12 protein-coding genes are annotated in these 14,100 nt (G+C 51.0%); all 12 read right to left on the bottom strand.

Translation table 11 applies throughout. The annotated features are described in order from the left end of the window. Positions 1-3: 3 nt before the first annotated feature. A complete protein-coding gene (proS, locus tag ACP15Y_RS01025) occupies positions 4-1,353 on the bottom strand; it encodes a proline--tRNA ligase (protein WP_424981157.1) in 1,350 nt (449 codons plus the stop codon). Positions 1,354-1,716: 363 nt separating this feature from the next. Beyond that, a complete protein-coding gene (locus tag ACP15Y_RS01020; protein ID WP_424981156.1) occupies positions 1,717-1,965 on the bottom strand; it encodes a DUF1467 family protein in 249 nt (82 codons plus the stop codon). Positions 1,966-1,969: 4 nt separating this feature from the next. Continuing rightward, positions 1,970-3,634, bottom strand: a complete 1,665-nt coding sequence (locus ACP15Y_RS01015) for a ribonuclease J (protein WP_424981155.1) — start codon at positions 3,632-3,634, stop codon at positions 1,970-1,972. A gap of 16 nt (positions 3,635-3,650) precedes the next feature. After that, the gene (locus ACP15Y_RS01010) at positions 3,651-4,415 is read right to left on the bottom strand and encodes a biotin--[acetyl-CoA-carboxylase] ligase (protein WP_424981154.1); all 765 of its coding nucleotides are present in this window, start codon (positions 4,413-4,415) and stop codon (positions 3,651-3,653) included. Then, positions 4,415-5,863: an NADH-quinone oxidoreductase subunit NuoN gene (gene nuoN, locus ACP15Y_RS01005; RefSeq protein ID WP_424981153.1), complete on the bottom strand. Its 1,449-nt coding sequence runs from the start codon at positions 5,861-5,863 to the stop codon at positions 4,415-4,417. Before nuoN ends, ACP15Y_RS01010 begins: the two co-directional genes overlap by 1 nt. A gap of 9 nt (positions 5,864-5,872) precedes the next feature. Beyond that, a complete protein-coding gene (locus tag ACP15Y_RS01000; RefSeq protein ID WP_424981152.1) occupies positions 5,873-7,393 on the bottom strand; it encodes an NADH-quinone oxidoreductase subunit M in 1,521 nt (506 codons plus the stop codon). Then, entirely contained in the window at positions 7,390-9,441 is a 2,052-nt protein-coding gene (gene nuoL, locus ACP15Y_RS00995) for an NADH-quinone oxidoreductase subunit L (protein ID WP_424981151.1), read from the bottom strand. Before nuoL ends, ACP15Y_RS01000 begins: the two co-directional genes overlap by 4 nt. After that, positions 9,441-9,755 carry an NADH-quinone oxidoreductase subunit NuoK gene (gene nuoK, locus ACP15Y_RS00990; RefSeq protein ID WP_133571080.1) on the bottom strand — a complete coding sequence of 105 codons (315 nt, stop codon included), beginning with the start codon at positions 9,753-9,755 and terminating at the stop codon, positions 9,441-9,443. The genes nuoL and nuoK overlap by 1 nt, the downstream gene beginning before the upstream one ends. 12 nt (positions 9,756-9,767) lie before the next feature. Then, a complete protein-coding gene (locus ACP15Y_RS00985; protein ID WP_424981150.1) occupies positions 9,768-10,376 on the bottom strand; it encodes an NADH-quinone oxidoreductase subunit J in 609 nt (202 codons plus the stop codon). 12 nt (positions 10,377-10,388) lie between these two features. Further along, complete coding sequence (gene nuoI, locus ACP15Y_RS00980) at positions 10,389-10,877, bottom strand: NADH-quinone oxidoreductase subunit NuoI (RefSeq protein ID WP_027835261.1); 489 nt, start codon at positions 10,875-10,877, stop codon at positions 10,389-10,391. 12 nt (positions 10,878-10,889) lie between these two features. Then, positions 10,890-11,987 carry an NADH-quinone oxidoreductase subunit NuoH gene (gene nuoH / locus ACP15Y_RS00975; protein WP_424981149.1) on the bottom strand — a complete coding sequence of 366 codons (1,098 nt, stop codon included), beginning with the start codon at positions 11,985-11,987 and terminating at the stop codon, positions 10,890-10,892. A 10-nt stretch (positions 11,988-11,997) separates the two neighbouring features. Beyond that, positions 11,998-14,094, bottom strand: a complete 2,097-nt coding sequence (gene nuoG / locus ACP15Y_RS00970; RefSeq protein ID WP_424981148.1) for an NADH-quinone oxidoreductase subunit NuoG — start codon at positions 14,092-14,094, stop codon at positions 11,998-12,000. Positions 14,095-14,100: the final 6 nt, after the last annotated feature.

The raw sequence follows: 14,100 nt of genomic DNA, 5'->3' as shown, positions 1-14,100 counted from the left end.
ATATCAAACGTCCTGTCTACGTTCCGGCACAATGCGCTCAAGAAGAAAATCAACGGCTTGTTCAAGCGACACATTTGTCCGCTCACCCGTTTTACGATTTTTAATCTCAACTTCGTTGTTTTTAAGGCCGCGCGGTCCAACAATCATCTGGTATGGCAAACCAATCAAATCCGCAGTCGCAAATTTGCCGCCCGCCCCCACATCGCGATCGTCATACAGAACTTCAATTCCAGCATTTTCAAGCTGCTTATACAATGTATCGCATTGCGCAACACAGCTCTCATCACCAGTTTTCAAATTGATCAATGCCAACTCAAACGGCGCAACAGACACAGGCCAAATAATGCCATCATCATCATGGCTTGCTTCGATGATTGCAGGCACAAGCCGCGTCAATCCAATGCCGTAAGACCCCATATGCACAGGCACGTCCTGCCCATTGGCATCTGCAACAGTTGCGCCCATTGGTTCAGAGTATTTCGTGCCAAAATAGAAGACCTGGCCCACTTCAATACCGCGCGCTTCGATGCGACGCTCTTCGGGCACGTCCGCCTGGAACTTGTCCATATCGATCATGTCTTCTGTAGCCGCATACATTTGCGTCCAGTCATTGACGTAAGATGTCAAATCGCCATCGAAGTCCACATCCTTTGGCGGAATAGGTTGATCCAACAACGCCTTATCGCAGAACACGCCACTTTCGCCAGTGTCAGCGAGCACGATAAATTCGTGGCTCAAATCGCCACCAATTGGGCCCGTTTCAGCCTGCATTGGTATAGCTGTTAGGCCCATCCGATAGTAGGTGCGCAAATAAGCAACAAACATCCGGTGATAGGATTTAACCGACGCTTCTTTATCCAAATCGAATGAATAGGCATCCTTCATCAAGAATTCGCGGCTACGCATCGTGCCGAAGCGCGGACGAATCTCATCGCGGAATTTCCACTGAATGTGATAAAGATTAAGCGGTAAGTCTTTATAGGACTTCACATTTGACCGGAAGATCGATGTGATCATCTCTTCATTGGTCGGGCCATAAAGCATATCCCGTTCGTGGCGATCGGTCACGCGCAGCATTTCCTTGCCATACGCATCATAGCGGCCACTTTCGCGCCAAAGGTCAGCCGGCTGCAATGTCGGCATCAGCAATTCAATTGCCCCTGCCCGATCTTGTTCCTGCTCAATGATATTTTGCACCTTGCGCAACACCCGATAGCCAAGTGGCAACCAAGCATAAAGGCCACTGGCCTCTTGCTTAAGCATCGCTGCACGCAACATCAAACGGTGCGAAACGATTTCGGCTTCCTTGGGCGTTTCTTTTAAAACAGGCAGAAAATATTTTGACAGACGCATGATCTATTCTTGCTTTCTCTCGACTCGTCAAACAGGATTATTAGGTGGCACAAAACGCCATAAGTCGCGCAGATGCAAGGATTTTCGGTTCAATTTTTCCCAAACAAAGGGCTACGTAAACCAATTTTCCAATTTTTCCGCTGGTGCGATTAAAAACCGGGTGACAGGACCATTTTAAGTTGTTAGTGTCCAATCCCAATAAGAGGGTCGTTGATCGAAATCCGGCCCCGTATACGCTGACAAGGTCTAGGGAGGAACGTTGGCCTCGCTTTAAATAGCTTGAGTAAGTCCAACGATTTGTCGCGAAACTAATAAACAGGGCTTCGGCCCTGTTTTTTATTGATTTACAAATGCTTAAATCAGTTACTTCCAGTAATACTGCAAGCCTGGCTGTGCCAAAATCCACTGCGTCAGAAACAGCAATCCAAACGCGACCACCGTTGCCGCCAGCACCTTTTTAAGCAGGCGCGGCTTCACCGGAGAAGCAGCCTCTGATCCCCGGTCAACGTCCATATTTTGCTCAACGTGTGAATGTGTGCCAATTGGCAACGCAACAAAAAAGCACAACCACCACAAAACGAAATAAAGCGCGATTGAAGAAACAAGACCCATTTGACTACACCTTATGGACGAAGACTTTTACAATGGGCTTCTTACCCCAAAATTGATTCACTTCCGATCGGACAGCACGTCGCATGGCTTCCGCCAGCGTATCGGTTGCGCCCCGCTTCTTCGCAGGCATTGAGCGCATGGTGCCATGGATGGCTTTTTCAACCACCACATTGAAATCCTCATCCTCATCTTCAAGCTCAGGCAACCCGTAAAGCTCCACCTGCGGCGCATCACGCATTTGCCCCTTGCCATCAATCACAAGTGAAATCGCAATATACCCGCCAAAGCTCAGCTTGCGTCGTTCGCGCACGCCGCTTTCGTCTGGGGTGCACAAAATATCACCATCCAGATAAAGCCGCCCGTGCGGCACTTCATCCACCAAGCGTTCCGGCTTTGGATAAAGCAACGCCATGTCACCATTGCGGATCGACATGACAGTTTCAATCCCTGCTTCGCGGCCTAGCTCCGCCTGCGCTTCCAAATGCGCAGCTTCGCCATGCACTGGCACCAGCACATGTGGCTTGAGCCAATCATAAAGCTGGCGCAACTCGTCGCGCCGCGGGTGGCCAGACACATGCACGAGCGCGTCCCGATCCGTGATCACCTTCACGCCCTGATTGATCAGCATGTTCTGAATGTCCAAAACATCCTTTTCATTGCCCGGAATGGCCTTCGAGGAAAAAATCACCTGGTCGCCCTTATTAAGGGTCAACACAGGATGATCGTCGCGTGCAATCCGCGCCATAGCAGCGCGTGATTCCCCTTGCGACCCCGTGCAGATCAGACAAACCTTTTCACGCGGCAAATAGCCGAAAGCGTCTTGGTCCAAAAATGGCTCGATGCCATCAAATAGGCCTAGGTCGCGAGCAATCTCGGACGTGCGGTGGATCGCACGGCCAGACGCAACAACATGCCGCCCCGCCTTCTGGGCTGCACGGGCGATAGAAATCATCCGGCCAACATTGGAGGCAAAAATCGTCACCGCAATCCGGTTCGGCACCGCCAGCATAAGCTTTTCAAGGCTTTCTGCCACATCGCCCTCACCTGGGCTCACGCCCTCACGAATCGCGTTAGTGCTGTCGCACACCAATGCAAGAGGCGCATCCATCGCGCCAATCTCACGCAGGCGCTTCTCATCGGTTGGCGCATTGCCAACTGGCGACGGATCAAGTTTCCAATCTCCCGTATGCAGCGCACGGCCGGCAGCCGTTTCAATATAGAGCGCAGAGCTTTCCGGAATGGAGTGCGCCACATTGATCAACTCAACTTTGAATGGCCCCAATTCGATAGTTGCGCCTTGTTGCACAACTTTCACCGGCACTTCATAGCCAAAATTGTTAGAACGCCCCTTGGCCTTCAACATTTCAGCAGCAAAGGGCGACGCATAAACATCACATTCCAATTGCGGCCAAAGATCCATCACGCCGCCATAATGGTCTTCGTGCGCGTGGGTGAGCACCATGCCAACAATATTGTCGACTTCCTCTTCCAAAAAGCGCAAATCGGGCATGACCAATTCAATGCCCGGCAAATCCGGGCCACCAAAGGTAAGGCCACAATCAACAATCAACCATTTGCGATCATCCGGCGCGCCAAACCCATAAAGACCGAAATTCATTCCGATCTCGCCAACGCCACCTAAAGGTACAAAAACCAACTGGTTCTGCATAAAAAACTAACTTCCGTTATAAATTGAATATCTCGCCAGCGGTCACGATGCGCTGCCGACCCATATGGTCAACAATCAATCCGCCTGTGGGGTCCACCCCTTCAAGCCGCGCCTCATAGCTCTCCGCATTGGCATTAATCCGCATCACCTCACCCATCTTATACGCATGGGCAAGCCAATCGGCTCTAATTTGGGCAAAGTTGCTTCCGCGTGCCCATTGGCTCAACCGTTGCGCAACCGCATCAGACAAGAAGGCAAAAAAATGTGCCGGTGATGTGTTGAGCCCCAGTTCAGCAAAATCACTTGCCGGGTGGTTAGACTTTTCAGGGTGGAACGCCAAGTTCACCCCCATGCCGATAACCACGAACCGGCTTTGTCCTTTCATGCCGCCTTCAAGCAGAAGGCCAGCACATTTATGGCCGTTGATCATCAAATCGTTTGGCCATTTAACTTCAACCGCAAGATCGGTTTTTCCTTGAGCATCAGCAATCTGGCAAACTGCATCGCGCAAAGCCAACGCCAAAACAAAGGAAAGCTGCGCGACATATTCCCCGGGCGCCGGATCTGTCAGCAGGAGCGACGCATAAAGATTGCCCTTCGGCGAATGCCAAAACCGACCGCGCCGCCCCTTGCCGTCAACTTGCTCATCAGCCACAAGCCAAACGGGGCCAGAGGCCCCGTTCGATGCGTCTTCCATCAATGTCGCGCTGGTGGAGCCTATGCTGGGCACATGCCGCAGCCCAAATCCATCCAATCGCGCCCGTTCGCCTAAGGAAACCACTAAAAGAGGCTACCCGCAGCTATCTTCGCCCATTGGGTCAATGGAACACCGAGTGTGAAATAGTAGGTCACGACCAAGAAGCCTGAAATCGCAATGATGAAACGCAGAGCGAATGCAGAATCTTCAAACTGATGCACAACTTCGTCGAAATACATCACCTTGATCACACGCAGATAATAGAACGCGCTAATAGCACTCGCCAACACGCCGATCACCGCAAGCACAAACAATTGCGCTTCAATCGCTGCAAGGAAAACTTGCCACTTGGCAAAGAACCCTGCCAATGGCGGCAAGCCGATCAGTGAGAACATGATGATGGCAATACCTGCCGCAACGAATGGGCGCGACTGAGCCAAGCCAGCCAAATCATCAATTTGCTCCACATAGCCTTCGTCATTTTTCAAGGCCAAGATACAGGCAAACAAACCAAGGGTCATGGTGAGGTAAATCGCCATATAGACAGCAACACCTTCAACACCGATTTGCGAACCGGCTGAAAGACCGACCAAGGCAAAACCCACATGGCCAATTGATGAATAAGCAATCAAACGCTTGATGTTCTTTTGCCCAATCGCTGCAAACGCCGCCAACACCATGGAGGCAATCGAAATAAAGATCACGATTTGCTGCCAATCGCTTGCAATCGGTTCAAATGTGTCGAACACAACGCGGACAAATAAAGCCATAGCCGCCACTTTGGGCGCAGACGCGAAGAACGCAGTCACAGGTGTTGGCACACCCTGATACACATCCGGTGTCCACATATGGAATGGCACGGCAGAGATCTTGAACGCCAAGCCAGCCATCACAAACACCAAGCCAACAATCAGACCAAGTGAAGGCTCACCCAATGAAATTGCACGGGCAATTTCGTCTAATTGCGTGTGACCAGTGAAGCCGTAAACCATGGACGAGCCGTAAAGCAACATACCGGAAGACAAAGCGCCAAGTACGAAATATTTCAAGCCAGCTTCCGTCGCTTTGCTTGAATCGCGCTTGAAGGCAGCGATCACGTAGAGTGACAAAGATTGCAACTCAAGGCCGATATACAATGAAATCAGATCGTTTGCTGAAATCATCATCAACATGCCGAGTGTCGCCAGCACCACCAGCACAGGATATTCGAATTTGTTGAGCTTATGCTCATCCGCACTCGAAACAGATATAGCCAGTGCAAACGCTGAACCAATCAGCACAAGCACTTTCATGAACCGCGCAAAGCTGTCCTGAACAAACGCACCATTGAACAACACGCCATCCACAGGATGCGCCACTTCAAGCAATGCGGTCAGCGCCAACAGCCCCATCGCAATGCCCAACACAATTTGGTTGGAGCTTTTCGATGACGTAAACACGCCAACCATCAGCAAAACAATGGCCCCAATCGCCAGCATCAATTCAGGAAAGGCTGGCGCCAGATCTGCAAAAGAAGTCAAATCAGAATTCATTATATCCCCCTAGTGCGCAACTTCGGCAAGGGTGCCGATTTGCCCCAGGCTCATTTGATATTGGTTGACCAACTGCTCAACTGACGCGGCAGTCGCATCCAGAATTGGCGCTGGATAGAAGCCGAAAAAGATCGTGAGGATGATCAATGGTAAAATCACCGCCATTTCGCGCGGGCTCATATCCATGATCGCCTTCAAATTTTCTTTTTCCAGCACACCGAAAATCACTCTACGATAAAGCCACAATGCATAACCGGCTGAGAAAATTACCCCAAAGGCTGCGCCGAACGCCACCCAAGTATTCACTTGGAATATACCCATCAAGGTCAAAAACTCGCCCACAAAGCCACTCGTGCCCGGCAAGCCAACATTGGCCATGGTGAACACCATAAAGGCAAAGGCATATTTCGGCATCCGCTCAACCAAGCCGCCATAAGCGTCGATTTTCCGCGTATGCATCCGGTCGTAAATCACACCAACGCACAAGAACAAAGCGCCTGAAACAATACCGTGTGAAATCATTTGGAAGATCGCACCTTGAACACCCAGCATATTGCCAGCGAAGATGCCCATGGTCACATAGCCCATATGCGCAACAGATGAATAAGCAATCAACTTTTTGATGTCTTCTTGAACCAACGCCACCAGTGAGGTGATGATGATCGCAGCGACAGACAACACAAACACGAAGTTTGAGAAGTAAGCTGAAGCTTCCGGGAACATAGGCAAAGAGAACCGCAAGAACCCATAGCCACCCATTTTCAGTAAGATCGCCGCCAAGATAACAGAACCCGCTGTGGGTGCTTCCACGTGCGCTTCAGGCAACCAACGGTGGAACGGCCACATTGGCATTTTCACTGCCAGCGATGCGAAGAAGGCCAGCCATAACCAATATTGCGACTCCGAGGTGAACTCATATTGCAGCAGCTTGGCAATATCCAATGTACCGGCCTGCCAGTACATGGCCATAACAGCCAGCAACATCAGCACAGAACCGATAAAGGTGTAGAAGAAGAATTTATAACTCGCTTGAATACGCTTCTTGCCGCCCCAAATGCCGATAATCAGGAACATCGGGATCAAGCCGCCTTCAAAGAAGACATAGAACATGGCCAAATCAAGCGTGGCGAAAACACCGATCATCAAGAATTCGAGGATCAGGAAGGCCACCATATATTCACGAACGCGATTTTGAACTGATTCCCAGCTCGCCAACACGCACATTGGCATCAATAGCCCGGTCAGCACGATGAAGAGGATCGAAATCCCATCAACACCCATGCGGTAACCAATCACATTGTCGCCGATCCAGCTGTGATTTTGCACAAACTGGAAGCCAGGGTTCGACGAGTCGAACATGGCCCACATCACCAGCGAGAAGATAAAGGTCACCAACGTGGTTGCCAGTGCAATCCGACGCATATTGTTTTTGGCCAGATCATCATTGCCCGGCACAATCAATAGGAAGAAGACACCTACCAGCGGCAGGAAGGTCAAAATCGATAGGATGTTGTTATTTATAATATTCATCCGAGTAGGCCCCCTGCAGCGATCGCCCAGGTAATCAATGCAGCCACGCCAATCAGCATGGCGAGTGCATAGTGGTAAAGATAGCCAGATTGCAGTTTCACAACCTGATTGGTAACGTCTTTCACACGACGCGCAACGCCGCCAACAATCACGCCATCAACAAACCAGTCGTCAAACCCGCGCCACAACACGCGGCCAAGCCATTTGGCCGGGCGCACAAAGATGAAATCATAGAGTTCATCGAAGTACCATTTGTTGAGCAAGAAGGCATATAGGCCGGAATGTTCTTTCGCCAATGCCTTCGGCAATTCTGGTTTTGAGATGTAGAACCACCACGCTGTGATGAAGCCAATGATCATCGCGAATGTTGCAGACAGCTTCACCCAGGTCGGCACATGGTGCGCCGCATCGATGATTTCTGCATTCACAACAACTGAGCCTTGGAAGAACGCTTCCACATGCTCCGCATGACCAAAGAAGCTGTCATAAAACACAATACCTGAAAGCACCGCGCCAACCGCCAACACATAAAGCGGGATCAGCATCACATTCGGGCTTTCATGCGCATGATCGTAAACTTCTTTAGACGCACGTGTTTTGCCATGGAAGGTCAAATGGACCAAGCGCCATGAATAGAAGCTTGTGAACAAGGCTGCGATCACCAACAGATAGAACGCGAAGTTCCCTGCTTCTGTGTGTGCACCATAAGCGGCCTCGATAATGGCGTCTTTTGAGAAGAAGCCAGCAAAACCAAGGTTCGGCAACGCATCAGATACGAGGTGGAATGGCAATCCAACGCCAGTCAGCGCCAATGTACCAATCATCATCATCCAGTAGGTCACCGGCACTTTGTTCTTAATGCCACCCATTTTGCGCATGTCTTGTTCGTGATGCATGGCATGGATCACAGAACCAGCACCTAAGAACAACAAGGCTTTAAAGAAGGCGTGTGTGAACAAGTGGAACACACCAGCTGAATAAGCCCCTACCCCAAGCGCCACGAACATATAGCCAAGCTGCGAACATGTTGAATAAGCAATCACGCGTTTAATGTCGTTTTGCACCAAACCAACTGTCGCTGCGAAGAACGCGGTGATCGCACCGATCACGGTAACAACGGTCAAGGCTGTCGGCGAAGCTTCGAACATAGGCGACAAACGTGCCACCATGAAAACGCCAGCTGTCACCATTGTCGCGGCGTGGATCAAGGCCGAAACAGGTGTTGGGCCTTCCATCGCATCAGGCAACCAAGTGTGCAGCAAGAACTGAGCCGATTTACCCATCGCCCCGAGGAACAACAGCAAGCAGATCACGGTCATTGCGTCCCACTGACCCCAAAGGAAGTTAATGGTCTGCCCATCCATGTCTGCCACGTGCGCAAAGGCCGTGTCGAAATCCATTGTGCCGAGCATCATTACAGCGGCAAAAATGCCGAGGATAAAGCCAAAGTCACCCACGCGGTTGACGATAAAGGCTTTCATCGCCGCCGCATTGGCGCTTGGCTTTTGATACCAGAAGCCAATCAACAAGTAAGACGCCAAACCAACGCCTTCCCAGCCAAAGAACATTTGCAGGAAGTTGTCAGCTGTCACCAACATCAACATGGCGAACGTAAAGAGCGACAAATAGGCAAAGAAGCGCGCGCGGTGCGGGTCTTCATGCATATAGCCGATTGAATAGAGGTGCACCAAAGACGACACAGTGGTCACAACAACCAGCATCACGGCCGTCAGCGTATCGACACGGATCATCCAGTAAAGATCAAGCCCGCCCGTATCGATCCAGCGGAACAAAGTGATTTTCACTGCTTCCGCAGCCATAAAGCCATGGTCAGCCGCCGCTTCAGCGCCATGCCCGGCATCAGCAGCATGTTCGCCACCAGAGCCAGTCATAATGCCGATAAACACGACCCATGACAGCAAGGCTGAAGCCATCAGCAAGCCGGTGGTCAGATATTCAGCCGCCTTGTGCCCTATGGACCGGCCCAAAAGCCCAGCCACCAAGGCCCCAATCAACGGGAGAAAGAGAATGGCATGATACATTGTCATTAACCCTTCATCACGTTGACATCGTCCACCGCGATAGAGCCACGGTTACGATAAAACACCACAAGGATCGCCAAACCAATCGCCGCCTCGGCCGCCGCAACGGTCAAAATCATCAAGGCGAACACTTGGCCAGCCAAGTCTTGCAGATGGGCGCTAAAGGCCACGAAGTTGATATTCACTGCCAAAAGGATCAATTCCACTGACATGAGAATGATGATCACATTCTTACGATTCAGAAATATGCCAAATACGCCAAGCGTAAATAAAATGGCCGCCACGGTCAGAAAATGACCAAGTCCGATATCCGGTATCATTTAGGCCCCCAATTAAATCCCTTTGCCGCTCTCGACACTGACCACTTCGACAGCATCTTCGCGTTTACGCGCAACCTGCGCATTAATGTCTTGCCGCTTCACATTCGGCTTATGCTTCAATGTCAGAACAATCGCCCCGATCATCGCCACCAACAAAATCAGCCCGGCAGCTTCGAACAGATAGACATAGCGTGTGTAAAGCAGATTGCCCAAAGCTTCGGTGTTGGACATGCCTTCAACAAATGGCACCGCACTGGAGCTTGCCACTTCAGGCGTCACCACAAATGACCCGGCCACCAAAATCAGCTCAATCAGCAGAATACCGCCGATCAACGCGCCAATCGGCGCATATTGCAAAATGCCTTGCCGCAATTGAGCAAAGTCAATGTCGAGCATCATCACAACAAACAAGAACAACACCATCACCGCGCCCACATAGACAACGATAAGCAGCAGCGCCAAGAACTCGGCACCTGCCAGCATGAAAATGCCAGCGCCATTCACAAAAGCGAGGATCAAAAACAGCACAGAATGCACTGGGTTCCGCGATGAAATCACCATCACAGCGGAAATGATCGCCACCGTTGCAAACAAATAGAAAAATGCAAGTTGAAGGGTCATATCAGCAAGCTCCTAGCGATATGGCGCGTCGGCAGCAAGATTGGCAGCAATCTCACGTTCCCAACGGTCACCATTTTCCAAAAGCTTCTCCTTGTCGAAATAAAGCTCTTCGCGGGTTTCTGTCGCAAATTCAAAGTTTGGCCCTTCCACAATCGCATCCACCGGACACGCTTCTTGGCAAAAGCCACAATAGATGCATTTCACCATGTCGATGTCATACCGCACGGTGCGGCGTGTGCCATCGTTCTGGCGTGGGCCAGCCTCAATGGTGATCGCCTGTGCCGGGCAAATCGCTTCACACAATTTGCAGGCAATGCAGCGTTCTTCCCCATTGGGATAGCGGCGCAACGCATGTTCACCGCGAAAACGTGGGCTTACAGGCCCCTTTTCAAACGGATAGTTGATGGTTGGCTTGGGTTTGAAGAAATAGCGCATTGCCAGAAAGAATGTGGAAACAAACTCTCTCAGCAAAAGCGAATTGAGAAACTGAATTGCTCGCATTGACGTTTCTCCTTAAGCCATACCGCCGTGCCAACCCCAGCCTGTCAGCTGAAGCACAAAGGCCACGACAAAAATCATCACGATGGAAATCGGCAAGAACACTTTCCAGCCCAAACGCATCAATTGGTCATAGCGATAACGCGGCACAAAGGCCTTCACCATCGCAAACATGAAGAACACCATTGACGTCTTCAAAACAAACCAAACCGCACCAGGGATCCAGTTAAACGGTGCTGCATCGATTGGCGGCAACCAACCACCCATAAACAGGATCGTTGTCAGCGCACACATCAAGACAATGGCCACATATTCACCCAACATGAACATCATGTAAGGCGTTGAGCCATATTCCACCATGAAACCAGCAACCAGCTCAGATTCAGCTTCTGGCAAATCGAATGGCGGACGGTTTGTCTCAGCCAAGGCTGAAATGAAGAAGATGATGAACATGGGGAACAATGGCAGCCAGAACCAGTTGAGGAACGACAACCAAGGCACACCCAACATGTGGGCAAGGCCCATTTCCTGTTGCGCATGAACGATGTCCGTCAAGTTCAACGATCCAACGCACAACAACACGGTGATGATCACAAAGCCGATTGAAACTTCGTAAGACACCATCTGCGCGGCGGAACGCAAAGCACCCAAAAACGGATATTTCGAGTTGGACGCCCAACCACCCATGATCACGCCATAAACACCCAGAGATGAGATCGCCAAAATGTAAAGAATACCCACATTGATGTCGGCAATCGCCCAGCCTTCATCAATCGGCACCACGGCCCAGGCCGCAAGCGATACCAACACGGTGATAAAGGGGGCCAACAAGAACACAACCTTGTCCGAACCAGCCGGAATAAGTGGCTCTTTAAATGCAAACTTCAGCAAGTCGGCAAAGCTTTGCAGTAACCCGAAAGCACCAACCACGTTGGGGCCACGGCGAATTTGAACCGCCGCCCAGATTTTGCGGTCAGCCAACAACACATACGCCACAAACACCAACAAGGTGACCAGCAGCAAGAGCGCCTTCCAAATAAACCCGACTTGTTCGCCCAGCCCCAAGAATGGAACGCCGAGCAAATAATCAAGTGATGGGAGTAACCAATCCATAATTCAGCCCCTACTCCGCAGCTTCTTTAACTTGCCCAAGCGCCAACTGCGAACATTCGGCCATCACTTTGGATGCCCGTGCAATCGGATTGGTCAAATAGAAATCTTCAATCGGTGAACCCAAAGCACCGGGTTTAATCTTCGCTGGCACTTTCGCCAGTTTGGCCACATCAGCGGCCTTTGTCTCAACTGGGCCTTCAACAACTGCCAAGTGCGGCACGTCTGCAAACAGCGCAGCCCGCAATTGGTTGAGATTGTCAAACGGCAAGGTGGCGCCCAAATGTGCGCTCAAAGCCCGCAAAATCGCCCAATCTTCTTTGGCTTCGCCTGGTCCAAACACGGCGCGGTTGGTGCGTTGCACCGTGCCTGCAGTGTTTACATAGGTCACGCTTTTCTCTGTGTAGGCAGAGCCCGGCAAAATCACATCTGCTGCATGGGCACCGCGATCACCGTGCGAACCGATATAAACAACAAAGCTGTTTTCAAAAGCGCTCAGATCGTAATTGTCAGCGCCCAAGAGGAACACGACATCCAATTCGCCTTTTTTGCCTGCCGCCTGCATCTTGGCTGCATCCATGCCGCCACGCTCAGGCACAAAGCCCACATCCAAGCCACCAACACGACCAGCAGCATTGTGCAACACGGCAAAGCCGTTCCAGTCGTCGCTCAAAGCGCCATTGTCAGATGCGATTTGTGCGCTCAACGCCAAAACATCTTTCGCAGTTGCGCCGCTCAATGCGCCTTCACCCACAATGATCATTGGGCGTTTGGCTTTGCTCAACACTTTTGCAAATTTGTCGTCACCTGCTGCCAAAGCCGCCAAGGCTTCGGTGCCAGTGCCCAAATAGGCATAATCATATTTCAAATCAGCATTTTCGCCGATCACCGCGATTGGCGTGCCGTTCTGACGCCATGCTTTGCGGATACGCGCATTCAAAACAGAGGCTTCCTTGCGCGGGTCGCTACCCACAATCAAAATCGCATCTGCTTCTTCAATGCCGGTAATGCCCGCGTTCATGATGTAGCTTGCACGGCCTTTAGAAGGATCGATCGCCGAACCAACCGGACGACAGTCAAAGCTTTTCGCGCCGATTGAAGTCAACATGGACTTCAAGGCATACATTTCTTCGGCACCAGCCAAATCACCAGCCAAAGCGCCAATTTTCGCAGGGTCAGCCTTTTTCACCGCACGTGCAATGGTCGCAAATGCATCATTCCAATCGGAAGCTTGCAACTTGCGGTTCTTTTTCACATAAACTTTGTCGAGACGTTGTGACTTCAAGCCATCCCAAATGAAGCGTGTCTTGTCTGAAATCCACTCTTCATTGATCGCTTCGTTCACACGTGGCATCACGCGCATCACTTCGCGGCCACGGCTATCCACACGAATGTTGGAGCCAACCGCATCCATCACGTCGATGCTTTCAGTCTTGTTCAATTCCCAAGGCCGCGCTTGGAACGCATAAGGCTTTGAGGTCAACGCACCAACAGGGCAAAGGTCAATCACATTGCCTTGCAGCTCTGATGTCATCGCCTTTTCAAGATAGGTGGTGATTTCAGCGTCTTCGCCCCGGCCGATCAGGCCAAGTTCAGAAATGCCAGCAACCTCTGTGGTAAACCGCACACAACGTGTACAGTGAATACAACGGGTCATGATGGTGTTCACCAATGGCCCAATATATTTGTCTTCCACCGCGCGCTTATTCTCCTGATAGCGCGAATTGTCCATGCCATAAGCCATGGCTTGGTCTTGCAAATCACACTCACCGCCCTGGTCACAAATCGGACAATCCAACGGGTGGTTGATCAACAAAAATTCCATCACGCCTTCGCGTGCCTTTTTCACCATTGGTGTGTTGGTGAACACTTCTGGCGGCTGCCCTTCAGGCCCGGGGCGCAAATCGCGCACGCTCATCGCGCAAGAAGCGGCTGGCTTTGGTGGGCCGCCCTTCACTTCCACAAGGCACATGCGGCAGTTGCCCGCCACAGAAAGACGCTCGTGATAACAAAAACGTGGAATTTCAGCACCAGCTTCCTCACACGCTTGCATCAGCGTGTAATGATCTGGAACCTCAATTTCATTACCGTCTACTTTAATATTGGCCATGCTCTT

Origin of the sequence: Maritalea sp. S77 (genome assembly GCF_049801075.1) — a bacterium.
In the GTDB taxonomy this organism is placed as follows: Bacteria; Pseudomonadota; Alphaproteobacteria; order Rhizobiales; family Devosiaceae; genus Maritalea.
The sequence above is the reverse complement of the archived record's forward strand: the minus strand, read 5'-3'. Positions and strand labels throughout refer to the sequence as shown.

Coding starts and splice junctions, on each gene's coding strand:
- ACP15Y_RS00985 (WP_424981150.1), bottom strand. CDS start 10,376: ATGACCCTTCAACTTGCATTTTTCTATTTGTTTGCAACGGTGGCGATC.
- nuoL (WP_424981151.1), bottom strand. CDS start 9,441: ATGACAATGTATCATGCCATTCTCTTTCTCCCGTTGATTGGGGCCTTG.
- ACP15Y_RS01015 (WP_424981155.1), bottom strand. CDS start 3,634: ATGCAGAACCAGTTGGTTTTTGTACCTTTAGGTGGCGTTGGCGAGATC.
- ACP15Y_RS01000 (WP_424981152.1), bottom strand. CDS start 7,393: ATGAATATTATAAATAACAACATCCTATCGATTTTGACCTTCCTGCCG.
- ACP15Y_RS01020 (WP_424981156.1), bottom strand. CDS start 1,965: ATGGGTCTTGTTTCTTCAATCGCGCTTTATTTCGTTTTGTGGTGGTTG.
- nuoN (WP_424981153.1), bottom strand. CDS start 5,863: ATGAATTCTGATTTGACTTCTTTTGCAGATCTGGCGCCAGCCTTTCCT.
- nuoK (WP_133571080.1), bottom strand. CDS start 9,755: ATGATACCGGATATCGGACTTGGTCATTTTCTGACCGTGGCGGCCATT.
- proS (WP_424981157.1), bottom strand. CDS start 1,353: ATGCGTCTGTCAAAATATTTTCTGCCTGTTTTAAAAGAAACGCCCAAG.
- nuoH (WP_424981149.1), bottom strand. CDS start 11,987: ATGGATTGGTTACTCCCATCACTTGATTATTTGCTCGGCGTTCCATTC.
- nuoI (WP_027835261.1), bottom strand. CDS start 10,877: ATGCGAGCAATTCAGTTTCTCAATTCGCTTTTGCTGAGAGAGTTTGTT.
- nuoG (WP_424981148.1), bottom strand. CDS start 14,094: ATGGCCAATATTAAAGTAGACGGTAATGAAATTGAGGTTCCAGATCAT.